The organism is Streptomyces sp. NPDC048416 (genome assembly GCF_043200435.1).
Lineage (GTDB): Bacteria > Actinomycetota > Actinomycetes > Streptomycetales > Streptomycetaceae > Streptomyces.
Map to the genome: position 1 here is coordinate 368,873 of NZ_JBICXU010000003.1, position 26,056 is coordinate 394,928.

The following is a 26,056-nucleotide window of genomic DNA, read 5'->3' on the forward strand; positions in this document are numbered from 1 at the left end:
CTCCCGTGACCACGCTCGCCCTGCTGCACACCTCGCCGGTCCACGTGCCGGTCTTCGACGCCCTGCGCGACGAGGACGCCGCGGATCTCGAACTGCACCACCTCGTGCACGAGCAACTACTCGACCGCGCAAGGGAGTCGGGGCCCGAGGCGGTAACCGGGGCTGTCCGGGCCGTCCTCGCCGAAGCGGTGGCGCAAGGCGCGGACGCGGTGCTGTGCACCTGCTCCACCATCGGCGCCGTCGCCGAAGCGGCCTCGGCCTCGCTGGGGGTCCGGGTGCTCAGGGTCGACCGGCCGATGGCCGCGGCCGCCGTCGCGCAGGGCCGTCGGGTCGCCGTCGTGGCCGCCGTCGCGTCCACCCTGGAACCCACGGCCGCGCTGATCCGCGAAGAGGCAGGTGCCCGGCCGCTCGACCTCATCGAGGTCCTGGCCGAGCACGCCTGGCCGCACTTCGCGTCGGGCGACACGGACGCGTACCACGCGGAGATCGCCCGGACGGTGGACGCGCTGGCGGATGTCGATGTCGATGTCGTCGTCCTGGCCCAGGCCTCGATGGCGCCCGCCGCGGCACGGACGACGATCGGCGTCCCCGTCCTGGCCAGCCCCCGCCTCGGGCTGCGGGCGGCGGCAGCCACCGTGCTGGGCTGAGCCGGCCGGGTGGAGCGCGCCGGGTCCGTACACCTCCACCGTGCTGGGTTGAGCCGGTCGGGTGGAGCGCGCCGGGTCCGTACGCCTCGACCGTGGCCGGATCGGCCCCCGTGCCGCACCACCCGGCCCAAGCCGTGCACCCCGTGACCTGACCCGGACGGGTTGAACCGGCGGGCGTCGGGCAGGCGGGCGGGTGAAGCTGAACTCAGACCCTGAGGAGGCCGATCATGACCGTGCCGCACCCGGAGCCCACCCAGCCGTGGCCCACCCCGCTGCCCGACCCCGAACCGGGCCCGCTCCCCGGCCCTGGACCCGGCCCTGGGCCCGATCCCGTGCCGCCGAGGCCCGGGCCCGGGCCTGATCCCGTGCCGCCGAGCCCGGGGCCCGACCCGCAGCCGCCGCGACCCGACCCGGACCCGGATCTGCCCGACCCCGTGCCGCAGCCCCCTGGCCCCGATCCCGTACCGGGCCCGCCGCAGCCCGAGCCCGCGGGCTGACGGGGCCCGGCGGCCGGGCCGGGAAGCCGTCGGTCAGCCGGCGCTTTCCTCGGACCGGTCGCCGCCCCACAGCGTGTGGAACGAGCCCTCCCGGTCGGTGCGACGGTAGGTGTGCGCGCCGAAGAAGTCGCGCTGGCCCTGCGTGAGCGCCGCCGGGAGGCGTTCGGCGCGCAGCGCGTCGTAGTAGGCGAGCGCCGCCGAGAAGCCGGGCACCGGTACGCCCTGGCGGGCCGCCGCCACGATCACCGCGCGCCAGTCGTCCTGCGCCGCCCCGATCTCGTCCGCGAACCGCTTGTCCGAGAGCAGGCTCGGCAGGCCGGGCTCGGCGTCGTAGGCGCTCCGGATCCGGTCGAGGAACGCGGCACGGATGATGCAGCCCGCGCGCCAGATCGCCGCCACCGTGCCCGGGTCGACGTCCCAGTCGTAGGTGTCGCTGCCCGCCCGGATCTGGTGGAAGCCCTGCGTGTACGACACGATCTTGGAGGCGTACAGCGCCTGCTCGACCTGGTCGGCGAAGGCCGCGGCCTCCGACTCGCCGAGCGGGTCGGCCGTGGGGCCGGTCAACGAGCGGGCGGCCTCGCGCAGTTCGGCGTGGCCCGAGAGGGAGCGGGCGAACACGGCCTCGGCGATGCCCGACACCGGGACACCCAGGTCGAGCGCGATCTGCACCGTCCAGCGTCCGGTGCCCTTCTGCTCGGCACGGTCCTGGACCACGTCGATGAACGGCTTGCCGGTCGCCGCGTCGACATGGGCAAGCACCTCGGCTGTGATCTCGATCAGATAGGAGTCGAGCCGGCCGGTGTTCCAGCCCCGGAACGTCTCGGCGATCTTCTCGGGGGAGTAGCCCGCGACCGTACGCAGCAGGTGGTACGCCTCCGCGATGAGCTGCATGTCGGCATACTCGATGCCGTTGTGGACCATCTTCACGAAGTGGCCCGCGCCGTCCGGGCCCACATGCGTGACACACGGGGTGCCGTCCGGGGCCTTCGCCGCGATGCGCTCAAGGAGCGGGCCGAGCGATGCGTACGACTCGGCCGAGCCGCCCGGCATGATGCTGGGCCCGTGCAGCGCGCCCTCCTCGCCGCCGGAGATGCCGACGCCGACGAAGTGGATGCCGCGCTCGCGCAGTTCGCGCTCGCGCCTGCGGGTGTCCTCGAAGTGGGCGTTGCCGCCGTCGATGAAGACGTCGCCCTCCTCCAGGAGCGGCGCGAACTCCTGGATCACCGCGTCCGTCGGCTCGCCCGCCTTAACCATGATCACGAGGCGGCGCGGGCGCTCAAGGGCGGCGACGAACTCCTCGGGTGACTCGGCCGCCACGAAGCTGCCCTCGTCGCCGAACTCCTCGACCAGCGCATGGGTCTTGGCCGCCGTCCGGTTGTGCACGGCGACCGTGAAACCGTTGCGCGCGAAGTTACGGGCGAGGTTGCGGCCCATGACCGCGAGTCCGGTGACGCCGATCTGGGCTGTTCCACTCATGCGTGTGCTCCTGGATCCTCGGGGTTCGCGGCGCCACGAGCGAGCGTCACGGCGCGCACGGTCGCCGCCCACCCTACGTAACGCACCACGTCAGGCGGCACGGCTTCGTTTCCCGACACGGGCGCCGGACATCCCGCCTCGCAGGAAGGCTGCCCTCCGCTTGTCCGACCCCTTGTCATGGCCAGTTCCCAGCCCCTATTTTGGCGGCTCTTGATGCCTTCGAGGGGGACTCATGGCCTTACGCGGCCGGCACCGCCGGTATCAGCCGAGCCGGATCAACCAGGCTTCCCTGACGGTCACGGCTGGCGGTGTGGGCATCGCCCTTCCGCTGATGGGGGCGGGCACCGCGGACGCCGCGTCCATCGATGTGTGGAACAAGGTCGCGGCCTGCGAGTCGACCGGCAACTGGCACATCAACACGGGCAACGGCTTCTACGGCGGGCTTCAGTTCACCCAGTCCACCTGGGAGGCGTACGGGGGCCGCCAGTACGCGCCGCGCGCGGACCTCGCCGGCCGCGACCAGCAGATCGCGATCGCCGAGAAGGTGCTCAAGGGGCAGGGGCCCGGCGCCTGGCCGGTCTGTTCGGCCGAGGCGGGGCTCAGCCGGGGCGGATCGGCCCCGCACCTGACGACAACGACGCAGCACCGTACCGAGATCAAGCAGACGGCGGCCCCGGCCAAGCCGTCCGCCGCCGGGCATGCCGCCGTCAAGCCGGCCGCCGCGAAGAAGGCCGAGCAGGCGAGCCCCACCAAGGTGCCGGGCCTCCGGGAGTCGTACACCGTGGTGCACGGCGACTCGCTGTCCCTGATCGCCGAGCGCGCACGCGTCCAGGGCGGCTGGCCGCATCTGTACGCCGAGAACCGCACGGTCGTCGGCGCGGACCCGGACCTCATCCGGCCCGGCCAGCACCTGACGCTGCCCGGCGGCACCTCGGCGAAGCCGACGACCCCGCCCCGAAGCGCGCCGAAGGCCCCGGCCGCAAAGCCCACGGCCAAGCCGCCCGCAGCCAAGGCGCCCGCCGCCAAGCCCGTGGCGAAGGCACCCGCCAAGTCCGCCAGGTCCGCCGACTTCACCGCGCCGGTCGACGCGCACCCCAGCACGCCGTACCGCAAGGCCGGTGCGTCCTGGGCGAGCGGCTACCACACCGGCGTCGACTTCCCCGTCTCCACCGGCACCTCCGTCAAGGCGGTCACCTCGGGCACGGTCGTCGAGGCGGGCTGGGGCGGGTCGTACGGATACCAGGTGGTGATCCACCACCCCGACGGCCGGTACAGCCAGTACGCACATCTCTCGGCGCTCACCGTGAAGGCGGGCCAGCGGGTCAACACCGGCCAGCGGATCGGTCGTTCGGGCGCGACGGGCAATGCGACCGGGCCGCATCTGCACTTCGAGGTGAGGACCGGACCCGCCTACGGCTCCGACGTGGACCCCCTGGCCTACCTCAGGGCGGGCGGCGTGGCGGTCTGATCCGGGCTGTCCCCCCGGCGCTCCGATCCGGGCGCCGGGTGTGCACCCGAGGCCATGACCGGGGTGTCGTGGGAGTTCATGACCGGTTTGTCGTGCCGCCCGGCGACGCCGAGCCGTTCCGTGGTGAGCAGGATCAGCCCGCCCGCGGCCACGACGCCGAATCCGAGCGCGATGGCGGTGCCCGCGGTCCCGTACCGGAAGGATTCGCCGAACAGGGTCAGACCGATGGCCGCGGCCACCACCGGGTTGACGACGGTGACCGTCGCCAGCGGCGCGGCGAGACCGGCGCCGCGATAGGACGCCTGGGAGAGCAGCAGCCCCGCGCCCGCGAACCCGGCTATCGCGAACAGGAGGGGCAGCTCCCGCAGCGGGAGCCCCGACTGCCAGTCCTCGGCGACGGACTTGGTGAACACCGAGGCGAGTCCGAACGCGGCGCCGGCCGCGGCGGCGAGCACGACGCCGCGGGTGGCGGCCCTGTGCAGGGCCTTGGACGCCAGGAACAGCGTCGCCACCGCTCCGAATCCGACGCCGGCCAGCACCAGGCGCGACCCCATGGCGAGCGTTTCGGCGTCCGCGCCGTTGGTCAGCGCGAGCAGACCGGCCAGGCCGGCCGTCGCCATCACGGCCCCGCGCCAGGCGGCGGTCCCGGCCCGTCGGCGGATGAAGGCCGCCGACATCGGCAGCGCGAAGACGATGGTGAGCGCGCCCATCGGCTGCACCAGGGTCAGCGGCCCGAACGCCAGGGCCGCGACGTGCAGGGTCGCGCCGAGCCCGTTGAGGGTGACCGAGCCCCACCACGCCGGGCGGCGCACGGGAGCGTACGCGCTGCCCGGGGCGGACGCGGCGACGCGCTCCTGAATGATCGCCGCCGCCGCATACGCGACGGCGGAGACCAGGGACAGCAGCACGGCCAGGACTAGGGCGCTCATGGCTCCCACGATGTCTCGTCGCGGACCCCGTGTCGTCGTCCCTGAGCACAGAATGCGCCGTACTCCAGGAGGAGTAGGGACGTACGACCCAAGGGGTCCCAGATATCGGACTTTCAGTAAAACCGCAGCTCAAAATGGACGTCAAGGGGATCGGAAGATCACCTTCCGTGCGCGGGCGTGAGCGGGCGCGCCGCCGCGGAACCTCCCTGTCCACGGCCCCGGAACCGCTCGCATCGCACTCGTGCCACAGTGGCACGTACTGCCATGCACGGTGGTACGTACGGGCCCCTGATGGGGGATGCGGCCGGGGAGCGGCCCCCGGGTGCGCGCCCGGCCGGACGCCGCCCGAATACTGGGGGTGTTCGTATGCGGAGGAAGAAGGGGCGGGCGGGTTGAGTCCGGAGGAATTGGCGGAGGTGTCGTCGGTCGGGGGTTTCTTCGCCCTGCGGACCGCTCATGGAGTCCGCCCCCATGTCCCACTCGCTGCCCTGTACGCGGGGGAGACGGCGCCGCTGGCCGCACGCGTCGACACGGTCGCGGCCCGGCTGCGTACACCCGAGCGCCGTGTGGCGGCGTCCATCGCGCATCTGGGCCTCGCCGCCCGGCTGTGGTCGATCGCCCTGGGGCCGGCTGTTCTCCACGGTGTCCTGCCGGACCTCGCGCCGGACCGGCTGTACTGGGACGGTGCGCGTACCTCGCCGGACGATCTGCTCCTCGCGCCCGGCGTCGGGGAGGACCGTGAGGCCACCGCGCAAGCCATCCTGGAGACCGTCCTGGCCGCTCACCTCACCCCGCTCGCCGAGGCGTTCCGCCGCGACACCGCCGTGTCCGCCGGGCTGCTGCGCGGCAACGCCGGGTCCGCCCTGGCCGGCGCGGTACGCGAACTCCACGGCTGGGCGCGGCGCGAGAGCCGTCCCGAGCTGGGGGAGCGGGCCCTGGAACTGGGCACCGAGCTGTTCGCGCACCCCGACCTGGCCGGCACCGGCGTCCTGCTGGCGGGCCCGGCGTTCCGCAGGCGCAGCTGCTGCCTCTACTACCGCTGCCCCGGCGGCGGGCTGTGCGGGGACTGCGTCTTCGACCGCCCACCCCGGTAAGCGGCGCCGCGACCTGCGCCCGGCGCCGTGACCTGCCCCGGCCTCCAGGCCCCAGCGGTTTGGTGTGGAGGGGGATCGCTCCGTACCATGGCGCTTTTGGGAACTTGATATGCACGACTGATCTACGACTGATCCACGACTGATCGAGGAACGCGGCGGCCATGACGGTGACAGAGGACTTCCAGGACCAGGGGCACGGTCTTGGTGTCGACGAGCGGCCCGGTCAGGGCGTCGACCAGGACTTCGGCCCCGGTATCGACCCCGAGCGGCTCGCGCTCTGCCTGAGCGTGCTCGCCGAGCTCGACCAGATCGACGTCGACCACCCCGACGCGATCGCCGTGCGCCGTGCCACCGCCGGTGTGTACCGGACCGTGAAGCAGCGCCGCCGCCAGGAGCGCCGCGCCGCCAAGACCGCTCACGACCGGGCGGTCACCGAGGCGACCGCGACCGGCTCGGCCGAGCGCATCGACGACGAGACCGAAGGCCTGCTGCCCAGCTCGTCGGTCACCGGTGAGATCGCGGGCATACTCCAGCGCCCCCGCTCCTGCTACATCTGCAAGGGCCGGTACGTCGAGGTCGACGCGTTCTACCACCAGCTGTGCCAGAAGTGCGCCGCCGAGAACCGGGCCCGCCGCGACGCCCGTACCGACCTCACCGGCAAGCGCGCCCTGCTCACCGGAGGCCGCGCCAAGATCGGCATGTACATCGCGCTGCGGCTGCTCCGCGACGGTGCCCACACCACCATCACCACGCGCTTCCCCAAGGACGCCATCCGCCGCTTCAAGGCTATGGAGGACTCCGCGGAGTGGATGCACCGTCTCGAAGTCGTCGGCATCGACCTGCGCGACCCGGCACAGGCCGTCGCCCTCGCCGAGCAGACCGCACAGCAGGGCCCGCTGGACATCCTGATCAACAACGCCACCCAGACCGTGCGCCGGCTGCCGTCCGCCTACGCCGCCCTGGTCGACGGCGAGAGCGCGCCGCTGCCCGCGGGCGAACTCCCCGCCCACCACGTCATCGGGGCCTTCAACTCCGGTTCGGTGGACGGACTCACCGCGCTGCCCGTCGGCACCTCGGGCCTCGACGCCCAGCGGGTCGCCGACCTCGCCCTGGTCGCCGGCAACGCCAGCATCGCCCGGCACCAGGACGGCACCGCTCTCGACGCGGGCGGTCTGCTCCCGGACGTCGTCGACAGCAACACCTGGGTGCAGTCCATCGACCAGATCTCCCCGGTCGAGCTCCTGGAAACGCAGCTGTGCAACTACACGGCGCCGTTCATCCTGATCAGCGCGCTGCGTCCCGCGATGGCCGACGCCGCGCGCAAGGCACCCAACGGACGCGCCTACGTGGTGAACGTCTCCGCGATGGAGGGTGTCTTCAGCCGCGGGTACAAGGGCGCGGGACACCCCAACACCAACGCCGCCAAGGCCGCCATGAACATGGTCACGCGCACCAGCGGCCAGGAGATGTTCGAGACCGACAAGATCCTCATGACGTCGGTCGACACCGGCTGGATCACCGACGAGCGTCCGCACCACGACAAGCTGCGGCTCGCCGAGGAGGGCTTCCACGCCCCGCTCGACCTCGTCGACGGCGCGGCCCGCGTCTACGACCCGATCGTGCGCGGTGAGCTGGGCGAGGACCTGCACAGCGTCTTCCTCAAGGACTACGCGCCCGCCAACTGGTAGCGGACCCCGGCCGTCACTGGGATGGCGTACCCACCCGAGATCGCGCACGGGCCCTTCGACGCACGGATTCGCCGTACGGTCCGGGCCGCGAGGGCGCCCTTCGGCGGCTCCGCGCGCCCGGGTCCCGGCGCGCGGCAGTCCGCCGCACCGGCAGATCATGACGGGGTGAACATATCGGGCTGAACGCCCGGCGAAGGAAAGTTGACGCAAAGGAAGTGGCGCTATCGAGCGCAACCGCGCTCATTTGGTTACTCTGGTGCGAACGGTAGCCACAGCGGGTCCACCAACCCTCCAGGCCCGTTCCGGATCCGTCCCGCAACCTGTGGCCGTGATGCGGACAGAGTGCCGGCGCCACCGCGTCAGAACTGCCCTAGCCCCTGCCCTCGGGCGGACGGACACCGGGTCGAGAACGACGCAACCGGGACGCCCAGGGTTACGCGACACAGAGGAGTGCGCGGTGACACCAGAGACGACAGAGCGCGAACGCCGGACACCGGAACGTGGCGGCGAGCGAGCCGGACGGCCCGAGAAGCTCCGCAACATCGAGGTCTGGGCCCGGTCGGCCCCGATTCGCCTCGCCGGTTACGAAGAGGACCTGGCCGAGCCGCACATCCTGCCCGGCATCGACTGACCCGCGCGATCCACCGGTCCGTGCCCCCTGTGCGCAAGGGGCGCGGACCGTTGTGGTGTCACCGCCCGGGAGCCGCCAGCGGCGCACAGGCGGGAACCACCCCCGAAAGCGCCGGATCGGATCGATCTTCGTCAAGTCGCACAACTCCGGTGCCGGGCAGGCAATATGACGTTGCGTCAGGAATGCCCCGGTTTCAAAGCCCTTGTTGGCAGGGAACCCGCCGGGGCAGGATGGCCGGCATGCCCGAGTCACCCGGCGGCACGACCGCCTTCCACGACCTGTCCGCCTTCCTCGCGACGCCGCGCGTCACCGGCCTCGCGCTCTCGCCCGACGGAACGCGGCTCGTGGCCTCGGTGCAGAGCCTCGACACCCACGGCACCGGGCATGTGTCGGGACTGTGGGACATCGACCCCGCCGCGATACGCGAACCCGTCCGGCTGACCCGCTCGCACGCGGGCGAATCCGCGCCCGCTTTCGCCGCGGACGGCACCCTGTACTTCCTCTCCGGACGGCCCGACACCGACCCCGGCGCGGCGAAGGACGACGAGGAAGGCGCCGGCGTGTGGGCGCTGCCCGAGCGCGGCGAGGCGGCACGCGTCGCCCGCCACCCCGGCGGCATCGCCGATTTCACCCTCGCCAGGGACACCGGAGTGCTCGCCTACACCGCCGGACTGCTGCCAGGGGCCGCCGACGCCGAGGCACACGGCAAGCTCCGCAAGGACCGCGCGGACGCCAAGGTCACCGCGATCCTCTACGAGTCGGGGCTGACCCGGTTCTGGGACTCCGACCTCGGCCCCGAGGAGCCGCACACCTTCGTCCGCGGCGCCCACCGGGGCAGCCCGGTCCTTGAGGGGGACGACACTGCGGCCGTCGACACCGGCGGGCAGGGCTTCATCAACGAGTCCGGGCCGGTGCTCTCGCCGGATGGCACCCGGGTCGCCTACACGCGCTTCGTGCACGGCCGGGTCCCCGACGGCAACCATACGGTCGTCGTGGTCGCCGACGCCGCCACCGGCCAGGAGCTGCACATCGCCGACCGGGACGGATACCAGTACAGCGCCCCGCTGTTCACCGCCGACGGCTCCGCGGTGCTGTGCGTCCGCGACCGGCTCGCCACGTACGAGGCATCGTTCTCCTACACCATGGTCCGCCTCGACCTGCCGGGCGGCGCCGAGAGCGACCTCCTGGAAGGATTCGCCAACTGGCCGTCGGAGACGGCCATTTCGCCGCGCCCCGACGACACGGGCATCTGGTTCACCGCCGACGAACTGGGCCACGCGCCGGTCTTCCGCCGCGACCCGGACGGCACCGTCACCCGCCTCACCGCCTCCGGCGCGTACACCTCGCTGTGCGTGGCACCCGACGGCCGGACCCTGTACGCGCTGCGCAGCGCCGTCGACGCGCCGCCCACCCCGGTCCGTCTCGATGCCGCCGCGCCCGACCAGGAACCCGTCATGCTCAAGGCGCCGGGCGGCGTGGGACGGCTGCCCGGCACCCTGACCGAGGTGCATACCGAGGGCGACGACGGCTCCCCGCTGCGCTCCTGGCTCGTGCTCCCCGAAGGCGCCTGCGCCGAACGGCCGGCGCCGCTGCTCGTCTTTCCGCACGGCGGCCCCCAGGCCTCCTGGAACTCCTGGACCTGGCGCTGGAATCCCTGGCCCTTCGCGGCCCGCGGCTACGCGGTCCTGCTGCCCGACCCCGCCCTCTCGGTCGGCTACGGGCCGCAGATGCACGAGCGGGGCTGGGGCCAGTGGGGCGGCCGGCCCTACCGGGACCTGATGGCGATGACCGACACCGCCGAGGCCCGCCCCGACATCGACGAGACCCGCTCCGGCCTCGCGGGCGCCTCGTACGGCGGCTACATGACCAACCGCATCGCCACCCTCACCGACCGCTTCAACGCGATCGTCTCGCAGGCCTCGATCTGGGACCTGCGCTCCTTCCAGGCGGACTCGGACGCCTCGATGTACTTCCGGCGTATCTTCGGGGACCCGCTGACCAGGGCCGAACGGTACGAGCAGGACTCGCCGGCCCTCGCGGCGGACCGCATCCGCACGCCCATGCTCGTCGTCCACGGAGCGAAGGACTACCGGGTGCCCGTCGGCCAGGGCATGGCCCTGTTCCAGGACCTCCAGCGCTGCGAAGTCCCCGCCCAGTTCCTGTACTTCCCCGACGAGGGCCACTGGATCCTCCGCCCCGGCCATGCCCGGCTCTGGTACGCGGCGCTGCTCAACTTCTTCGACCACCACCTGCTCGGTACTGCGTGGCGGCGCCCCGCACTGCTGTGAAGCACCGGGCGGGCGCAGGGTGGGCAGGACCGCGCGGCGAGGTGACTCGCCCGTTCGCCCCGCTCCGTTTGCGCGGGCCCCGAGCCTGCCGCACACAATGAGGGGCAACTCGGGGCGTACAGGTGGGAGATCCACGTGCCCTCGACCCTGCGCACCATCGTCACTGCCGCCGCCGTGCTGTCCGTCGGCGCCTTCGCCGCCGGATGCGGTGGCGGCGCCAGCGGTGCCGACAGCCAGCAGGACCTCAACCTCCAGCCGATCGCGGCCCAGGGACCGGACCCGTTCACCCCGTCCACGGCCGAGTCGACGGCGACCCCCGCCCCGGCCACGCCGCCCGGCACCCCGAGCGGTGCGGCGACCGCCCTTCAGTCGCTGCGTACCGTCTCGGGTTCCACGCCGGGCCTGTACGGCGGCACGCAGTCGGTCGCCAGTTGCGACGTGGAGAAGCAGATCCGCTTCCTCGGCGGCGACCGGGCCAAGAACCGGGCGTTCGCCGATGCCGCGGGAGTCGACCCGGGGTCGGTCGCGGGCTTCCTGCGCGGTCTGACGCCCGTGGTGCTGCGCGTGGACACCCGCGTCACCAACCACGGCTTCCGCGACGGCGCGGCCACCAGCTTCCAGTCGGTGCTCCAGGCCGGCACGGCCGTCCTCGTGGACGACCACGGCGCGCCGCGCGTGCGCTGTGCCTGCGGAAACCCGCTGAAGCCGCCCAACGCCCACCAGGGCGACTGGAACAACAAGGGCAAGCCGTGGCCCGGCTACCGCGGTGACCGCGTCGTCGTGGTGCGGCCCACCACCGTGGTCATCAACAACCTGATCATTGTGAACGTCGTCAACAACACCTGGATCGAGCGGCAAAGCGGCGACGACGGCGAGCACGACCGCCGCCGCCCCGACATCCACCTCGACCCCGTCAAGCCGCCCGTTCCCGAGCCGCTGACGCCGCCGACCGGCCCCAGCACATCGCCCCCGGTCACCAGTCCGCCGCCGAGCCCCGACTGCGCGACCCCGACGCCCACCGTCACGGTCACCGAGACGCCGACCCCCTCGGCGCCCTCCAGGCAGGCCGCGCCGCCCAGTGCACCCGCGCCGTCCGCGAGCGGCTGCCCGACGGCCACCGCGACCGTGACCGCGCCACCGCCCTCGCTCTCCCCTTCGCCGCCGCCGTCGCCGTCGTCCTCGCCGGAGCCGAAGACGAGCCCGCCCGACGACCTGCCCTCGCAGCCCTCCGACGTCCCGAGCGGCCAGCCGAGCGGGCCCGACTTCGACATCTACGGGCCGTCACCGGAGTCGGAGAACGTCTGAGCACGCCCCGGCACCGCGCGCGACACGAGGGAGTCACGAAAAGCCGGACCAAGGGGCGCAGATAGGCTGCACCCCTTGTCCGACTCGTTCGTCGTCCTCCCCGAGCAGCCAGGAGCGCCCTCCGTGACCGTCGCGATCGACCTGCCCGAGCCGTCCGGATCGTCCGCGGTTCCTACGATCGACCTGCCCGAGCCGTCCGTGTCGTCCGTGTCGTCCGCGGCGCCCACGATCGACCTGCCCGAGCCGTCCGCGCCTCCCGTCGGCGACGTGCACGAGAGCGTGGCGCGCGACGCCCGCGAGTTCGGCGCCTACGCCCGCACCGGCGGCTGGGCGTTCGCCCTGAAGGTGGCACGCAGCGTACGGCCCGGCGGGCAGGCGGCCGACGGGACGCCGAAGATCTCGGCGAAGGAGTTCAGCGCGCTCGCCGGGTGCTCCGCCGAGCGCGTCATGCGCTACTACAAGGCGTGGGACAAGGCATCCGACGACGGCCTCGTCCCGCTCTTCGAAGCGCTCGTGCCGGGCGAGGACATCGAACTGCCCGACGCCGACGTGTGGTTGGCGTACTACGTGTCCCGCTCCAGTGCGACGTCCGAGCGCGGGAGTGCCATCACGGCGGCCGCGCAGGCCGAGGGAATCCGGCCGACCAAGGCGCTGGAGGTCGCCGAGAACCCGACCGCGCTGCGCGCCGCGATCCTCGCCGACCCCGGCACCGCCCAGGCCGCCCGCGCCGCCCTCCTCGACCGCCTCAAGGACGACCCGGCGCTCCAGACCGAGCTGGCCCGCGACATCGCCCGCACCGACGAGCTGAAGAAGGCCGTCGCCAGCGAGACCAGGGCGGCCGACCGCATCGGATACGTCCGCCAGATCGTCGAGAACGGCCAGATCAGGACGCCCGCCGGGCAGATCGTGGACGCCCCCGCCGAACTCCGCGCCGAGGCCGAGCGGCACCTGTCCCTCCTCGACGAGCTCGACGACTCCGAAGAGAGCGGCGAGTGGGCAGGCGAGGCCTACGACACCGTCAAGGGTCTGGTCGCCGAGGCCGTGGAGGCCGACCCCGAGCTGCGCGTCCAGGAGCGCCGCACGAAGTTCTACAGCAGCCTGCACAAGGCGACGAAGGTGTTCGAGGAGCTGACGCTCGACGACGCCGACGACATCTACGAGGACGACATGGTGCAGCGCCTCGAAGCCCTCCAGTCGGCCATCGGCACCTGCATCACCGCCCTGCGCAAGGCTTCCCCGGCACCCTGACCCGTTCGCGCCGCGCGCCCCTCCGCCTCCCGCATGCGCCCGGTCCCGGCTGCGCCTAGCGTGGCCCCATGGACGAGGCTGAAGGGGGCGCAGGGGCGGCCGACCTGTGCCACTGCGGCGGTCCGGCCGACGGCGAGGACTGCCGCTTCCTTCACTCGTACGGCCCAGACCTGCGGATGGGCAGCTTCGACTGGGACCTGGTCACCGGCCTCATGCACATGGACGAGCCCGCGCTCGGCGTGTTCGACCTGCGTCCCGAGGAGTACGACAACAGACCGGAGTCGCTGGCGGGCCGGGTGCCGCCCGCCGAGGCCCTGCGGCTCGACGCGCTCGTCTCGCAGGCGCTCAAGAACGGCAGCGTCAACTACGGCGTGTACTTCCGCATCCGGCGCCGCGACGGCAGCCTGCGCTGGACACACACCCAGGGGTTCGTACGCCGCGACGACACCGGCCGGCCGCTGCGCATCATCGGCATCGTCCGCGACGCCACCCAGGAACTCGCCGAGACCACCGCCCGGGTCGGCCTCGACGACGAGCGGCGCCGCACCACCTCCGTCGTGGAGGCCACGACAGCCGCCCTCGCGCACGCCAGGACCGTCAAGGACGTCATCGACGTCATGAAGGACTCCCGGGGTCCCGAATACCTGGGCGCCACCAGCCTGGTGATGGGGCTCCTCGAAGCGGGCCGCATCCATCTGATCGCCGAGGGCCCCGAGGGCAGTTTCGTGCCGGGCACCCGGTGGACCCGGATCGACGAGCGGTACCCGATGAGCGAGGTCGTGCGGACCCTGGCACCGCGGTTCATCGAATCGTCCAAGGACTTCGCCGAGTCCTACCCGGGCCTGTGGCCCAACATCAGCGGGCTCGGCATCACCTCCGCCGCCTATCTGCCGCTGATCGCCCAGGCCCGCCCGATCGGCGCGATCGGGCTGCTCTACAGCGACAAGTCGGGATTCAGCAGCGAGGAGCGCAACCTCCTGGTGGCGCTGGGCAGTTCGATCGCCCAGTCCCTCCAGCGCGCCATGCTGTACGAGCAGGAGCACGACCTCGCCGAGGGACTGCAACAGGCCATGCTGCCGCGCCGCATCCCCGAGGTCCCCGGGGCCCAGCTCGCGGTGCGCTACCGCTCGGCACGGTTCGGCCGTGACATCGGTGGCGACTGGTACGACGTGGTGCCGCTGCCCGGCGGCCGCGTCGGCGTGGCCATCGGCGACGTACAGGGACACGACACGCACGCCGCCGCCGTGATGGGCCAGCTGCGCATCGTGCTGCGCGCGTACGCCGCCGAGGGCCACGCGCCGGCCACCGTGATCGCACGTGCCTCGGTCTTCCTGCACGAGCTGGACACCGACCGCTTCGCGACCTGCACGTATGCGGAGGCCGACCTGAGCACCGGCGTGTTGCAGATCGTGCGCGCCGGGCACGTCGACCCGCTGGTACGCCTCGTGGACGGCACCTGCCGCAGGCTGCCGGTCGAGGGCGGCCTTCCGCTGGGGCTGTCGGCCGAGTTCGGGCGGCTCGAATATCCGGTGTCGACGGTCGAACTCGACCCGGGCCAGACGCTGTTGCTCTACACCGACGGACTCGTGGAGCAGCCCGGCACCGATCTCGACGACGGAATGCAGCTCCTGGCGTCCCTGGTCCGCTCCGGACCGGAGGAACTGGAGGCGCTCGCCGACCGGCTCTGCGACGTGGTCGACGAGCGGGCCGGCGACGACGACGTGGCGCTGCTGCTGTTGCGCCGGAGCGCCATGGAGGCGCCGCAGGGCGGCGGCAGGCTGCGCCAGCACGTGGCACAGAACGACCCGGAGGCGCTGAGCTCGGCCCGGCACATGATCCGGGCGGCCGTGCGCGCCTGGGGCGCCCGCGAGCGGTCCGACGAGATCGAACTCGCCGCCGACGAGCTCATGACCAACGCCCTGATGCACACCGACGGAGGGGCGATCGTCACCATCCGGATCCTCTCCGGTCCCGAACGCCGTCTGCGTGTCGAGGTCGAGGACCGCTCCAGCGCTCTGCCGCGCCGCCGCGAGGCCGGCGCGTCCGGGGTGTCGGGGCGCGGCCTGATGCTGGTGGACCGGCTGGCGGACGTGTGGGGCGTGGAGTCGCGGGGCGGCGGCAAGTGCGTGTGGTGCGAGTTCGCCGTCCCGGAGCGCGAGGCCGGCTGACCCGGCCGGCTCAGGCGCCGGCCGGCCGGCCGGGGCCGACCGACGCCTCGATGTGGGCGAGTTGGGCGCCCAGGATCTCTTCGAAGGCGGCACGGCGGTCCGCGCCCAGGGGCTGGATCGCGCGGGCGAAGTGGGCCAGGGCGGGGAAGCGTTCGGGGTCGGCGCCCAGGACCGCGACGCGGAACAGCTCCATGCCCTGTTCGTGCTCATCGGGGGAGAGGGCGCTGACTCCGGCTTCGGAGGAGATCAACGAGACGATGAGGATCACGATCCGGTGGTAGCGCCCGGGGACCTCCTCGTCCGCGAGACCCGACGCCCGCAGGGCCTGAAGCACCTCCTCCATCACCAGCCGGGAGCCGGCGCCGCTCGACGCGTGCCGGCCCCAGACCGAGGCGAGCTGGGGCTGCTGACCGAAGGCCTCGCGCACCCGCAGGGCCAACGTGGTGATGCGCTGCTTCCAGTCGCCCTCGGGGCGATGGCCCTCCATGGCGGCGAGCAGGATCCGGTCGGCGACCGCGCGCAGGAGTTCGGTCTTGCTGCGGAAGTGCCGGTAGAGGCTTGAGGAATCGGTCCCGAGCTCCGCCGCGAGCCGGCGCACGCTGAAGGACTCGGCGTCGCCCGTGCGCAGCAACTCGGCCGCCCCGTCCAGGATCTCATCGGTCGACCAGCGCCTTCGCCCTGCCATCGTGCTCCTCTCGTCCCGGTCACTCTACTTGTGCACTTGGTGTTGCACGCACCGCGTGCATAATAAGGGCATGGGCGTGTCGGCAGCCGTCGGCGGGCAACCGCCGAGCGCTGCGCCCGCCCGGCGGGCCGGTGGCACCCCACCCCCGGTACGTGAAAGCCGTCTCGTCACGAAGGGCACCCACCATGAGCAACACCGCACTGGATCCGGCCCGGCTGGACGCCGCCATGGAGAACGTCCACCGAGCCGGAGTGCCCGGCGTGTTCGCCGAGGTGCGGGCGGGCGACCAGGTCTGGCGCGGCGCCGCCGGGTTCGCCGATCTCGGCACGCGCCGCCCCGCCACCCCCGACCTCCGCCACCGCGTCGGCAGCATCACCAAGACCTTCGTCACCGCCGCGGTGCTCCAGCAGGTCGAGGCGGGCGACATCGACCTCGACGCACCCATCGGCCGATACCTCCCAGGGCTCGTACCGGGCGGGCGCGGCCGGGCGATCACGGTCCGCATGCTGATCCACCACACCAGCGGCCTCGCCGAGTACCTTCCGTACGCCTATCCCTCCCTCAAGGGGTTCCCCGACCCCGCCCACACGGGGCCCGCGAGCCTGGACGACCACCGGTTCACGCGCTTCCACCCCACCGAACTCATCGAGATGGGGGTCGGTGCGCCCGCGGCCGGCGCCCCGGGCGCCACTCCGGGGACGTACTCGAACACCAACTACCTGCTCGTCGGGCGCCTTCTGGAACAGGTCACGGGCACCACGGCCGAGCGGTACATCACCCAGAACGTCATCGAACGGGCCGACCTCCGGGCCACCGAACTTCCCACCGGGCCGCACATGGAGGGGCCGCACCCCCGGATGTACGAGGCGTGGTTCGGCATGATCGACCCGCCGCGCGACTACAGCGTCTTCGACATGTCATGGGTGTGGTCGGCGGCGTCGCTGATATCGACCGTGGGAGACCTCAACCGGTTCTACGCCCTCCTGTTCGCCGGTGAGATCGTCAGCCCCGCCTCGCTGGCACAGATGCGGCGCACCGTCCCGGTCGTCTCGCAGCAGGGCACGACGATCGACTACGGCCTCGCCCTGCACCCCTGGACGTCCGCCGCCGACAGCTCCTACTGGGGGCACGGCGGCTCCGCCTGGGGCGCGGGAACGCTGGCCATGGCCCGCACCGACGGCAAGCGGCAGCTGGCCGTGGCGGTCAACCTCCAGCGATGGAACAGACTCGACCCGGCGGGCCGCCCCCGGCGCCATCCCATCGACGACGCGCTCGCGGCCCTGTACCGGGTGGCCATGGGCTGAGGACCCGCCGCGGGCGACCGACGGGGGCCGCGCGTGCGGCTCGCCGAGCCGGGCGGGGCGGGGCACCCTGGTACGTATGCCGGAACTGCCCGAAGTCGAGGCCCTGCGGGACTTCCTCTCCGACCACCTGGTCGGGCAGGAGATCGCGGACGCCCAGCCCGTAGCGATCAGCGTCCTGAAGACGTACGACCCTCCGTACACCGCCCTGGCCGGGCGTACCGTCACCGGTGTCGCCCGGCACGGCAAGTTCCTCGACATCGACGCCGAGGGGCTGCACCTGTGTGTCCACCTCGCCCGCGCGGGCTGGCTCCGCTGGCACGACACGCTGCCGGCCGCGCCGGCCAGACCCGGCAAGGGCCCGCTCGCGCTGCGGGTGGCGCTCAGCGGGGGCGCGGGGTTCGACCTCACCGAGGCCGGCACCCGCAAGAGCCTCGCCGCCTACCTCGTCCACGACCCGTCCGAGGTCCCCGGCATCGCCCGGCTCGGCCCCGACCCGCTGGCAGCCGGCTTCGGCCGTGACGAGCTCGCCGCCCTGCTCGCGGGCGAGCGACGCCAGCTCAAGGGCGCCCTGCGCGACCAGTCCCTCATCGCCGGGATCGGGAACGCCTACAGCGACGAAATCCTCCACGTGGCCCGGATGTCTCCGTTCAAGCCGGTTGCCCACCTCACCGACGACGAGATCACCGCCCTGTACGAGGCGATGCGCACCACCCTCACCGATGCGGTCGAGCGTTCCCGTGGCCTGGCGGCGGGCCGCCTCAAGGCGGAGAAGAAGAGCGGGCTTCGGGTGCACGGCAGGGCCGGGCAGCCGTGCCCGGTCTGCGGCGACACGGTGCGCGAGGTGTCGTTCGCCGACTCCTCCCTCCAGTACTGCGCCACCTGCCAGACCGAGGGCAAGATCCTCGCCGACCGGCGCACCTCGAAATTCCTCAAGTAGCCCCGCCCCGCGCACAAGTGGCCCCGGTACCGCCCTGGCCGCCCACCTCCTGCGGCCGCGCGCCGTTCCCCGTCCCCGTCGCCTCACCCCGGTGTGATCGTCGCGAGCCGTGCCCCGTCCGCCGCCCGCACCTCGAACCGTGCGATGGCGTCCTGCGCCAGGGCGGCGCCGCCCCGCATCCGCGCCGGCCGCCCGCCCTGCTCCGCCCAGGTCGCCACCGTCTGCCGTGTCCCGTCGCGGCCCACCGCGACCAGCGTGCACACCTGCGGCGCCGCGCCCGCGAGAGCGAGGTCCACATCCGTGCCCCAGTCCCGCGCCTCGGTCGCGAGCGACGCCGTCACTCCCGGCGCGTGCGAGGCCACCTCCCACCGGGGAGCCGCTGGCCACAGGACGACCCCGGCCCCGCCCGCCACCAGCACCCCCGCGGCAGCCACCAGGGCGATGCGCACCGCGCGCCCCCGCCGCCGCCGTGCGGCCACCACCGCCAGCATCCGGTGCGGCACCTCCGCTGCCACCGCGCCGGCCGGCAGCGGGCCGTCCGCGACGTACGCGGCGAGCGCCACCGTCACGCCGCCCAACTCGGCGAGCAGCGCTCGACACAGCGCGCAGCCGCCGAGGTGGTCCTCGAAGCGGAAGGCGTCGGCGGCACCCAGCACACCGAGGGCATAGGGCCCGGCGTCCTGGTGGATCTGCGGCGAACTCATGCCGTCAGGTACGGAAAAAACGGTCCGAACACTCAAGACACACCGGCGTCCACGCACCTACACTCCGGGCCCATGCTGCGCGTACTGGCCGTCGACGACGAAGCGCCCGCCCTCGAAGAACTCCTCTATCTGCTGCGCTCCGACCCCCGGATCCGCTCCGCCGATGGCGCGAGGGACGCCACCGAGGCGCTGCGGCTCATCGGCGCCGCCCTCGAAGCGGGCGAGGACGGTGAGCGGGGCGTCGACGTCGTCTTCCTCGACATCCACATGGCCGGCCTGACCGGACTCGACATCGCCCGCCTGCTCGCCGGGTTCGCCCGGCCACCGCTGATCGTCTTCGTCACCGCACACGAGGGCTTCGCCGTGCGCGCCTTCGACCTCAAAGCCGTCGACTACGTCCTCAAACCGGTCCGTGGGGAACGGCTGGCCGAAGCGGTCCGCCGCGTCGCCGAGCTCGTCGGCGACCGTACCGCCACCGTCCAGGAAACCGACCAGATCCCCGTCGAACTCGGCGGCGTGACCCGCTTCCTGCCCATCGCCGACATCGCGTACGCCGAGGCGCAGGGCGACTACGCCCGCCTGCACACCGCACGCGGCAGCCACCTCGTACGGATCCCGCTGTCCGCCCTTGAGGAACGCTGGCGGGGCCGGGGCTTCGTCCGGATCCACCGCAGCCATCTCGTGGCGCTCGACCGGATCGACGAACTCCGCCTGGACGGAGGCAGCATGAGCGTGCGGGTCGGGGACGCCGAGCTTCCCGTCAGCCGCCGCCACGCGCGTACGGTGCGCGACCGCCTGCTGCGGCGCGCCACCCACTGACCTGGCCCTTCCCCCACCCCTGTCGCGCTGCGTACACTCCGCGTCATGTCCGCAGAGCAGGCGGCGCGACGCGAGACGGTCACGGGGGAGCCGAGAAGGGTCCGCCCGCTGCCCCGCCACCGCGCCCAGTCGGAGATCGACGACCAGACCGCGCTCGGCGGTGCCTATGTACGGTCCCTGATGCGCGGTCAACTGCGGGCGGCGCTCACCGCGTTCGGCGTCCTCGTGTTCACCGCCGCTACCCTCCCCCTCGCCTTCCGCGCCCTCCACGACGACACCGTCACCTGGTGCGTGCTCGGCTTCGCGCTGTACCCGCCGCTCGGCCTGACCGCCTGGTGGTACGTGCGTACCGCCGAACGCAACGAACGCGACTTCGCCCGCCTGGTCGCCGACCGCCCCACGCAAGGCCGTTCCGCTCCGTGAGCCAGACGTACGCCGTGGTGGCGGTGACCGCCGTCGTGCTCGCGACCGCCCTCGTCGGCGGGTTCGGCCTGCGCATATCGCGCACCACCTCCGACTTCTATGTCGCATCGCGCACGGTCGGCCCCGGCCTCAACGCGGCCGCCATCAGCGGCGAATACCTCTCAGCGGCCTCCTTCCTCGGCGTCGCCGGGCTCGTCCTGGTGCAGGGCCCCGACATGCTCTGGTACCCGGTCGGCTACACCGCCGGGTACCTGGTGCTCCTGTTGTTCGTCGCGGCCCCGCTGCGCCGCTCGGGCGCGTACACCCTGCCCGACTTCGCCGAAGGACGGCTCGAATCGCGTGCCGTGCGCCGCCTGGTGAGCGTGTTCGTGGTCGGCGCGGGATGGCTCTACCTGGTGCCCCAACTCCAGGGCGCCGGGCTGACGTTGAAGATCCTCACCGGCGCGCCCGGCTGGCTCGGGGCGGTGCTCGTCGCGGGCGTCGTGGTCCTCGCGGTCGCCGCGGGCGGCATGCGCTCCATCACCTTCGTCCAGGCCTTCCAGTACTGGCTGAAACTGACCGCGCTGCTCATCCCCGTGTTCTTCCTGGTCCTCGCCTGGCAGAGCGACGGTGCGCCGCGCCCCGTCCAGGACGAGCCGGCGGCCCTGCGCCACCAGCAAACCGTCCGGTTCGCCGACGAACTGACCCTGCGCCTGGACCGTCCCCTGCCCGTCCGCGCGCACGGCACGGTCGACGGCCGCCGCCACGACGGCGACCCGCTGACGCTCGCAGCGGGCGAGCACCGCGTCGACGCCGGCACGCGCCTCGACCTCGCCGCCGCGACCCGCGTCCCCGGCAGCGACTCCCGCACCGAGTACCCCCTGTACGCCACCTACGGGCTCATCGTGGCGACCTTCCTCGGCACCATGGGCCTTCCCCATGTCGTCGTCCGCTTCTACACCAGCCCGGGCGGACGTGAAGCCCGCCGCGCCACCGTCGTCGTCCTCGCCCTCATCGGCGCGTTCTACCTGCTGTCGCCCATCTATGGCGCGCTGGGCCGCCTGTACACGCCCGAACTCGCCCTCACCGGCGACGCGGACGCCGCCGTACTGCTCCTGCCCGAGCGGATGATCGGCGGACCGGGCGGCGATCTGCTGGGTGCGCTGGTCGCGGGCGGCGCCTTCGCCGCGTTCCTGTCCACCGCGTCCGGGCTGACCATGGCGGTCGCCGGTGTCCTCACCCAGGACGTGCTGCCCTCGCGCGGCGTGCGCCATTTCCGACTCGCGACCCCGCTCGCGATCGTGGTGCCCCTGCTCGGCGCGCTGCTGGTGACCGGGATGCCGGTGGCCGACGCCGTCGGCATGGCGTTCGCGGTGTCCGCCTCCTCGTTCTGTCCCCTGCTCGTGCTCGGCATCTGGTGGCGCCGGCTGACCCCGCCGGGCGCGGCAGCGGGACTGCTGCTCGGCGGGGGCTCGGCGCTGGTCGCCGTCGCCCTCACCGTCCTCGGCGCGGCGCCGCCCGGCCTGCTGCACGCGCTGTTGGCCTGGCCCGCGGTGTGGTCGGTGCCCGTCGGCTTCCTCACCATGACCGGGGTGTCGCTGGCGACCGCGGGCCGGATCCCGGCGGGCACCAACGCCGCCATGGCCCGCTTCCATCTGCCCGAGTCGCTGGTGCGGCGAGGGGGCACCCCATGACCCTGGCGGTCCTGCTCTTCCTCGGCCCGCTGCTGGCCGCCGGCGCGTTCCTGCTCGGCCGGCGCACCGCACGGGGCACCCGTACCAGCGATGTCGGAACCCCCGTCGAGCACGCCACGTTCGAGACCCTGCACACCGCGTCCCTCGCCGCGCCACCTCTGCGCGCGGGGCTCACCGCCGAGGCCGCGCGCAAGTCGGCCCGCGGTCTTCGCTCGCTGCTCGGCACCGACGCGCTGTGTCTCACGGACCGCGACACCATCCTCACCTGGGACGGCGCGGGGGAGCAGCAGCACGCCGCGCACGTCATGGACCAGATACGGGCGCTGCTCGACACCGGGCGCGACAGGGCGTTCGTGCCGGGCTGCGCCGATCCGGACTGCCCGCTGCGCTGGGCGGTGGCCGTGCCGCTCACCGTGGATGACCGTGTGCTGGGCGCGCTCATCGCCTATGCGCCCAGGGAATCGGCGGTCCTGGCACGCGCGGCGGGCGAGGTCGGCCGCTGGGTCTCGGTCCAGCTGGAACTCGCCGAGCTCGACCGCTCCCGCACCCGTCTGATCGAGGCCGAGATCAAGGCGCTGCGTGCCCAGATCTCTCCGCACTTCATCTTCAACTCGCTCGCCGCGATCGCCTCGTTCGTACGGACCGACCCGGAGCGGGCCCGTGAACTCCTCCTGGAATTCGCCGACTTCACCCGCTACTCGTTCCGCAGACACGGCGATTTCACCACGCTCGCCGAGGAGCTGCACTGCATCGACCAGTACCTGGCGCTGGTACGGGCCCGCTTCGGCGACCGGCTCTCGATCACCCTGCAAGTGGCCCCCGAGGTGCTGCCGGTGGCCCTGCCGTTCCTCTGCCTCCAGCCGCTCGTCGAGAACGCGGTGAAACACGGCGTCGAGGGCGCGGCCACCGCTCCACCGGCTGCCGGCTCCGTTCGCGCGCGGGACACCCCGCTGCGCATCACCATCAGCGCCCTGGACGCGGGCAGCGAGGCGGAGGTCGTCATCGAGGACGACGGCGCGGGCATGGACCCGGCGCAGTTGCGCCGCGTCCTGCGGGGCGACGGCGCGACCTCGGGCGGCATCGGCCTGCTCAACGTCGACGAACGGTTGCGTCAGGTGTACGGCGATGCGTACGGCCTGGTCATCGAGACCGGCATCGGCGCGGGCATGAAGGTGACGGCGCGGATACCCAAATACCGTGCGGGCGTACACACATGATGCGCCGTCAGAACAGGTGGATGGCCAAGTGGCCCAACGGCAGCCCCAGTTCCCAGGCCGGCGTCCACACCCGGGGCTCGTCCTCCTCGCGTGCGTGGGGGTCCACCCCGCCCGGCACCACCGCGTCCAGGTCCGCGGCCAGCAGCTCGGTCTCCTCCAGCCATCGCCAGGCGGCCCGCGCCAGCTCCAGGTCGGGCCCGGAATCCTGATCGCGGTCCAGCCGGCCCAGCTGTCCGCGGACCCAGCGTCGCCACGGCCGCCCGGCCGCGGTGAGCGAGCTCCACTCATCGAGCCGGGCCACCACCCGCGCCCCGCCGACCGCCCCGTCGGACAGGAAGATCGTCAGGGCGAGGGCATTGCGCCCCGCCCGGAATTCCAGTGTCGTCGCCGGCATCAGATCGCCGGTACGCAGCAATTCGTCGGCGATGTACTCCGCGTACATCCACGCCATCGGCACCACCAGTTCGCCACCACTGGTCCCGCTACTTCCCTCCGGACGCATCCTGTCTCGCCTCTTTCATCGACCGTCCCGGCGCTCCCGGGGAGCTCCAGGGAGCATTGAACCGGGGGCGCGTGCCCGCCGTGGCCAGAAGGGCAGGATCCGTCACACGACACGAGGTGCTCATGCATGTGCGGCAGCTGCTCGGCGCCTACGTACTGGGCGCTCTCGCGCCCGGCGAGGACCGCACCGTCGCCGCGCATCTGCGCCGGTGCGCACCGTGCCGCAGTGCCTGTCTGGAGGTCGCCGAGGCGCCCTCGCTGCTCGCCCTGCTCACCGAGGCGGACCTGGAACCCGCCGAGGAGAGCCCTTCCGGGCCTGACGCAGAATAGCCGGGCAGCAGCCGGGCCAGTGCACGCAGCGCGTAGTAGGAACGGGACTTGACGGTCCCGGGCGGAACACCGAGCACATCGGCCGCTTCGTTCACACTCAGGCCCCGGAAGTACAACTGCACCAGGACCGCCCGGTGTTCGGGTGTGAGCGACCTCACGGCCGCGCGGACGTCGAGCGCCGCGGCGCACCGCTCGGTGTGGTCGTCGTCCTCCGCCGTCGCGAGCAGCACCTCGTCGCCGACCTCGGCGGGGCGCGCGAGTCGTCTGCGCCGGGCGTCGATGGCCAGGCGCCGTGCGACCGTGAACAGCCAGGGCCGCATCGAGCCGTACGGCGCGTCGAACGCCTCCGGATGCTGCCAGGCCCGCACCAGGGTCTCCTGCACAAGGTCCTCGGCGCGCTGGCGGTCCCCATAGGTGAGCCCGAGCAGGAACCGCAGCAGCGCGGGGCCGTGCGCCCGCTGCAACTCGGCCAGGTCCCGCTCGCGGGTGCGCCGTGTGTCCGCGACCGACGTCGTCACCGTGCACGCCCTTTCCCCGAAACGCCTCGACCGAGCCGTATCCGAGCGCATCCGGGTGCGGCGGGACAGGGGCCGCACCACCCGCTGCGACGAGCGGTCGAACCGAGCGGCGAGTGGTGCGTCGAGCGGTGGGGCCGGGGGCGCCACCGGTAAGACCCCGGGTGCGTCCGTTCCAGTGATCGTGAGTCGTATCAACGGCTTTTCGGCTTGACCGACCTGTTCTCGCGGGGTGGATTTCGGACACACGTCCACCCTCGAACGACGGAGTCCGACGCCGATGCACCAGCCGACCCAGCGCGCCCGCACCACGGCGGCGGCCGTCGCGGCCCTTCTGCTCGCGGCCACGACGGGATGCGGCGGCGGGCACGAGCCCTCCGCCCGGACCCCACGCCCCCAGCACTCCCCGGCCTCCGGCGCGGCGCCCGCCCTGCACCCCTTCACGCTGGTCGCCACCGGCGACGTACTGCCCCACGACTCCACGATCCAGCGGGCCAAGTCCGATGCGAAGGACGGGAGTTACGACTTCCGGCCGATGCTCTCCGGCGTCAGGCCGATCATCTCCCGCGCCGATCTGGCGATCTGTCACATGGAGACGGTGTACGGCCCCGACGAGGGCCCCTTCACGGGCTACCCGGCGTTCACGTCCCCGCCGCAGGTGGCCGCCGCGCTCAAGGACACCGGCTACGACTCCTGCTCGACGGCCTCCAATCACACCCTGGACGACGGGGCCGACGGTCTCGCCCGCACCCTGAAGGCGTTCGACAAGGCGGGCCTGAAGCACACCGGCTCGGGCCGCACCGCCGAGGAGTCCGCGCGCCCGGCACTCATGTCGGCCGGCGGCGCCAAGGTCGCCCAGCTCGCGTACACCTACGACACCAACGGCTACCCGATGCCGGACGGGCAGCCGTGGGCGGTCCACCTCATCGACCAGAAGAAGATCATCGCGGACGCCCGGGCGGCCCGCGCGGCGGGCGCCGACGTGGTGGTCGTCAGCCTCCACTGGGGCACCGAATGGCAGACCGAACCGGACGAGCAGCAGCTCACCCTCGGCAAGGCGCTCACCGCGTCGAAGACGAACGGCCGCCCCGACATCGACCTGATCCTCGGCACCCACGCGCACATCCCGCAGGCGTACGAGAAGGTCAACGGCACCTGGATCGTCTACGGCGAGGGCGACCAGATCGCGGGGGAGATGTTCAACGAGAGCGGAGAGCGCGACGAGCGGGGCAACATGAGCTCGATCGCCCGCTTCACCTTCGCGCCGCCGGTGCGGCCCGGTTCGCGCTGGGAGGTCAGCAGGGCGGAGTTCGTCCCGCAGTGGATCGACGTGGAGCGCGGCCGGGTGATGAGCCTGCCCGACGCCCTCGCGAAGTCCCCCGGCAACGAGACCTACACAGAGACGCAGCAGCAGATCAGCGAGGCGGTGCTCAGCCGGGGCGCCGCGAAGGACGGCCTGAAGATGTCCCACTGATCCGGTGGGCGGGCCGGATGCTCGCCGACCCGGAT

The 26,056-nt window shown here is 72.8% G+C and carries 22 protein-coding genes and 1 pseudogene; 17 read left to right on the top strand and 6 right to left on the bottom strand.

The window, feature by feature from the left end; genetic code table 11:
* Positions 1–5: 5 nt before the first annotated feature.
* Positions 6–647 carry an aspartate/glutamate racemase family protein gene (locus ACGFW5_RS06450; protein ID WP_393833041.1) on the top strand — a complete coding sequence of 214 codons (642 nt, stop codon included), beginning with the start codon at positions 6–8 and terminating at the stop codon, positions 645–647.
* Between the two features lie 530 nt (positions 648–1,177).
* On the opposite strand, the gene gndA is transcribed toward ACGFW5_RS06450, so the two are convergent.
* Positions 1,178–2,620 carry an NADP-dependent phosphogluconate dehydrogenase gene (gene gndA, locus ACGFW5_RS06455; RefSeq protein ID WP_393833042.1) on the bottom strand — a complete coding sequence of 481 codons (1,443 nt, stop codon included), beginning with the start codon at positions 2,618–2,620 and terminating at the stop codon, positions 1,178–1,180.
* Between the two features lie 232 nt (positions 2,621–2,852).
* Here gndA and ACGFW5_RS06460 point away from each other — a divergent pair, with 232 nt between their 5' ends.
* Positions 2,853–4,088, top strand: a complete 1,236-nt coding sequence (locus ACGFW5_RS06460; protein WP_393833043.1) for a transglycosylase family protein — start codon at positions 2,853–2,855, stop codon at positions 4,086–4,088.
* Here ACGFW5_RS06460 and ACGFW5_RS06465 read toward each other — a convergent pair.
* Entirely contained in the window at positions 4,058–5,017 is a 960-nt protein-coding gene (locus ACGFW5_RS06465; protein ID WP_393833044.1) for a DMT family transporter, read from the bottom strand. The two genes, ACGFW5_RS06460 and ACGFW5_RS06465, sit on opposite strands and share 31 nt — an antisense overlap.
* Before the next feature lie 392 nt (positions 5,018–5,409).
* Between ACGFW5_RS06465 and ACGFW5_RS06470 the strand changes: the two genes are divergently transcribed.
* From ACGFW5_RS06470 to ACGFW5_RS06500, 7 genes are all read left to right on the top strand, one after another.
* The gene (locus tag ACGFW5_RS06470) at positions 5,410–6,111 is read left to right on the top strand and encodes a (2Fe-2S)-binding protein (RefSeq protein WP_393833045.1); all 702 of its coding nucleotides are present in this window, start codon (positions 5,410–5,412) and stop codon (positions 6,109–6,111) included.
* 161 nt (positions 6,112–6,272) lie between these two features.
* Positions 6,273–7,799 carry an SDR family NAD(P)-dependent oxidoreductase gene (locus ACGFW5_RS06475; protein ID WP_393833046.1) on the top strand — a complete coding sequence of 509 codons (1,527 nt, stop codon included), beginning with the start codon at positions 6,273–6,275 and terminating at the stop codon, positions 7,797–7,799.
* Positions 7,800–8,256: 457 nt separating this feature from the next.
* Entirely contained in the window at positions 8,257–8,430 is a 174-nt protein-coding gene (locus ACGFW5_RS06480) for a hypothetical protein (protein WP_167152006.1), read from the top strand.
* Positions 8,431–8,669: 239 nt separating this feature from the next.
* Positions 8,670–10,718, top strand: a complete 2,049-nt coding sequence (locus ACGFW5_RS06485) for a prolyl oligopeptidase family serine peptidase (protein ID WP_393833047.1) — start codon at positions 8,670–8,672, stop codon at positions 10,716–10,718.
* Between the two features lie 135 nt (positions 10,719–10,853).
* Positions 10,854–12,023, top strand: a complete 1,170-nt coding sequence (locus tag ACGFW5_RS06490; RefSeq protein WP_393833048.1) for a DUF6777 domain-containing protein — start codon at positions 10,854–10,856, stop codon at positions 12,021–12,023.
* 228 nt (positions 12,024–12,251) lie between these two features.
* The gene (locus tag ACGFW5_RS06495) at positions 12,252–13,271 is read left to right on the top strand and encodes a hypothetical protein (protein WP_393833088.1); all 1,020 of its coding nucleotides are present in this window, start codon (positions 12,252–12,254) and stop codon (positions 13,269–13,271) included.
* A 176-nt stretch (positions 13,272–13,447) separates the two neighbouring features.
* A complete protein-coding gene (locus ACGFW5_RS06500) occupies positions 13,448–15,439 on the top strand; it encodes a SpoIIE family protein phosphatase (RefSeq protein ID WP_393833089.1) in 1,992 nt (663 codons plus the stop codon).
* A 10-nt stretch (positions 15,440–15,449) separates the two neighbouring features.
* Here ACGFW5_RS06500 and ACGFW5_RS06505 read toward each other — a convergent pair whose 3' ends face one another.
* Positions 15,450–16,124 carry a TetR/AcrR family transcriptional regulator gene (locus ACGFW5_RS06505; protein ID WP_393833049.1) on the bottom strand — a complete coding sequence of 225 codons (675 nt, stop codon included), beginning with the start codon at positions 16,122–16,124 and terminating at the stop codon, positions 15,450–15,452.
* Positions 16,125–16,309: 185 nt separating this feature from the next.
* On the opposite strand from ACGFW5_RS06505, the gene ACGFW5_RS06510 reads away from it, so the two are divergent.
* A complete protein-coding gene (locus ACGFW5_RS06510) occupies positions 16,310–17,428 on the top strand; it encodes a serine hydrolase domain-containing protein (protein ID WP_393833050.1) in 1,119 nt (372 codons plus the stop codon).
* A gap of 76 nt (positions 17,429–17,504) precedes the next feature.
* The gene (locus ACGFW5_RS06515; RefSeq protein WP_393833051.1) at positions 17,505–18,365 is read left to right on the top strand and encodes an Fpg/Nei family DNA glycosylase; all 861 of its coding nucleotides are present in this window, start codon (positions 17,505–17,507) and stop codon (positions 18,363–18,365) included.
* 83 nt (positions 18,366–18,448) lie between these two features.
* Here ACGFW5_RS06515 and ACGFW5_RS06520 read toward each other — a convergent pair whose 3' ends face one another.
* Entirely contained in the window at positions 18,449–19,069 is a 621-nt protein-coding gene (locus ACGFW5_RS06520; protein ID WP_393833052.1) for a hypothetical protein, read from the bottom strand.
* Positions 19,070–19,141: 72 nt separating this feature from the next.
* On the opposite strand from ACGFW5_RS06520, the gene ACGFW5_RS06525 reads away from it, so the two are divergent.
* From ACGFW5_RS06525 to ACGFW5_RS06540, 4 genes are read left to right on the top strand one after another with little or no spacing between them, the layout of a single operon-like run.
* Positions 19,142–19,888: a LytR/AlgR family response regulator transcription factor gene (locus tag ACGFW5_RS06525; RefSeq protein ID WP_393833053.1), complete on the top strand. Its 747-nt coding sequence runs from the start codon at positions 19,142–19,144 to the stop codon at positions 19,886–19,888.
* A 45-nt stretch (positions 19,889–19,933) separates the two neighbouring features.
* The gene (locus tag ACGFW5_RS06530; RefSeq protein WP_393833054.1) at positions 19,934–20,311 is read left to right on the top strand and encodes a hypothetical protein; all 378 of its coding nucleotides are present in this window, start codon (positions 19,934–19,936) and stop codon (positions 20,309–20,311) included.
* Positions 20,308–21,984 (top strand): cation acetate symporter, encoded by a 1,677-nt coding sequence (locus ACGFW5_RS06535; RefSeq protein ID WP_393833055.1) that lies wholly within the window; start codon positions 20,308–20,310, stop codon positions 21,982–21,984. Before ACGFW5_RS06530 ends, ACGFW5_RS06535 begins: the two co-directional genes overlap by 4 nt.
* Positions 21,981–23,201: a sensor histidine kinase gene (locus ACGFW5_RS06540; protein ID WP_393833056.1), complete on the top strand. Its 1,221-nt coding sequence runs from the start codon at positions 21,981–21,983 to the stop codon at positions 23,199–23,201. The genes ACGFW5_RS06535 and ACGFW5_RS06540 overlap by 4 nt, the downstream gene beginning before the upstream one ends.
* A gap of 7 nt (positions 23,202–23,208) precedes the next feature.
* Here the strand turns inward: ACGFW5_RS06540 and ACGFW5_RS06545 are convergent, their stop codons facing one another.
* Complete coding sequence (locus ACGFW5_RS06545; protein WP_393833057.1) at positions 23,209–23,703, bottom strand: hypothetical protein; 495 nt, start codon at positions 23,701–23,703, stop codon at positions 23,209–23,211.
* Between the two features lie 122 nt (positions 23,704–23,825).
* Between ACGFW5_RS06545 and ACGFW5_RS06550 the strand changes: the two genes are divergently transcribed.
* A complete protein-coding gene (locus ACGFW5_RS06550; RefSeq protein WP_393833058.1) occupies positions 23,826–24,032 on the top strand; it encodes a zf-HC2 domain-containing protein in 207 nt (68 codons plus the stop codon).
* A gap of 2 nt (positions 24,033–24,034) precedes the next feature.
* On the opposite strand, the pseudogene ACGFW5_RS06555 reads toward ACGFW5_RS06550, so the two are convergent.
* Positions 24,035–24,601, bottom strand: a pseudogene (locus tag ACGFW5_RS06555) (sigma-70 family RNA polymerase sigma factor); the annotation flags it as partial.
* A 226-nt stretch (positions 24,602–24,827) separates the two neighbouring features.
* On the opposite strand from ACGFW5_RS06555, the gene ACGFW5_RS06560 reads away from it, so the two are divergent.
* Positions 24,828–26,021: a CapA family protein gene (locus tag ACGFW5_RS06560; protein ID WP_393833059.1), complete on the top strand. Its 1,194-nt coding sequence runs from the start codon at positions 24,828–24,830 to the stop codon at positions 26,019–26,021.
* The last annotated feature ends 35 nt before the right edge of the window (positions 26,022–26,056 follow it).

Excerpts from the sequence above, each read along its gene's own strand:
- ACGFW5_RS06510 (WP_393833050.1), top strand. The coding sequence starts at position 16,310 with ATGAGCAACACCGCACTGGATCCGGCCCGGCTGGACGCCGCCATGGAG.
- ACGFW5_RS06485 (WP_393833047.1), top strand. The coding sequence starts at position 8,670 with ATGCCCGAGTCACCCGGCGGCACGACCGCCTTCCACGACCTGTCCGCC.
- ACGFW5_RS06545 (WP_393833057.1), bottom strand. The coding sequence starts at position 23,703 with ATGCGTCCGGAGGGAAGTAGCGGGACCAGTGGTGGCGAACTGGTGGTG.
- ACGFW5_RS06560 (WP_393833059.1), top strand. The coding sequence starts at position 24,828 with ATGCACCAGCCGACCCAGCGCGCCCGCACCACGGCGGCGGCCGTCGCG.
- ACGFW5_RS06520 (WP_393833052.1), bottom strand. The coding sequence starts at position 19,069 with ATGAGTTCGCCGCAGATCCACCAGGACGCCGGGCCCTATGCCCTCGGT.
- ACGFW5_RS06500 (WP_393833089.1), top strand. The coding sequence starts at position 13,448 with ATGGGCAGCTTCGACTGGGACCTGGTCACCGGCCTCATGCACATGGAC.
- ACGFW5_RS06505 (WP_393833049.1), bottom strand. The coding sequence starts at position 16,124 with ATGGCAGGGCGAAGGCGCTGGTCGACCGATGAGATCCTGGACGGGGCG.
- ACGFW5_RS06540 (WP_393833056.1), top strand. The coding sequence starts at position 21,981 with ATGACCCTGGCGGTCCTGCTCTTCCTCGGCCCGCTGCTGGCCGCCGGC.
- ACGFW5_RS06525 (WP_393833053.1), top strand. The coding sequence starts at position 19,142 with ATGCTGCGCGTACTGGCCGTCGACGACGAAGCGCCCGCCCTCGAAGAA.
- ACGFW5_RS06515 (WP_393833051.1), top strand. The coding sequence starts at position 17,505 with ATGCCGGAACTGCCCGAAGTCGAGGCCCTGCGGGACTTCCTCTCCGAC.
- ACGFW5_RS06460 (WP_393833043.1), top strand. The coding sequence starts at position 2,853 with ATGGCCTTACGCGGCCGGCACCGCCGGTATCAGCCGAGCCGGATCAAC.
- ACGFW5_RS06550 (WP_393833058.1), top strand. The coding sequence starts at position 23,826 with ATGCATGTGCGGCAGCTGCTCGGCGCCTACGTACTGGGCGCTCTCGCG.
- gndA (WP_393833042.1), bottom strand. The coding sequence starts at position 2,620 with ATGAGTGGAACAGCCCAGATCGGCGTCACCGGACTCGCGGTCATGGGC.
- ACGFW5_RS06475 (WP_393833046.1), top strand. The coding sequence starts at position 6,273 with ATGACGGTGACAGAGGACTTCCAGGACCAGGGGCACGGTCTTGGTGTC.
- ACGFW5_RS06465 (WP_393833044.1), bottom strand. The coding sequence starts at position 5,017 with ATGAGCGCCCTAGTCCTGGCCGTGCTGCTGTCCCTGGTCTCCGCCGTC.
- ACGFW5_RS06530 (WP_393833054.1), top strand. The coding sequence starts at position 19,934 with ATGTCCGCAGAGCAGGCGGCGCGACGCGAGACGGTCACGGGGGAGCCG.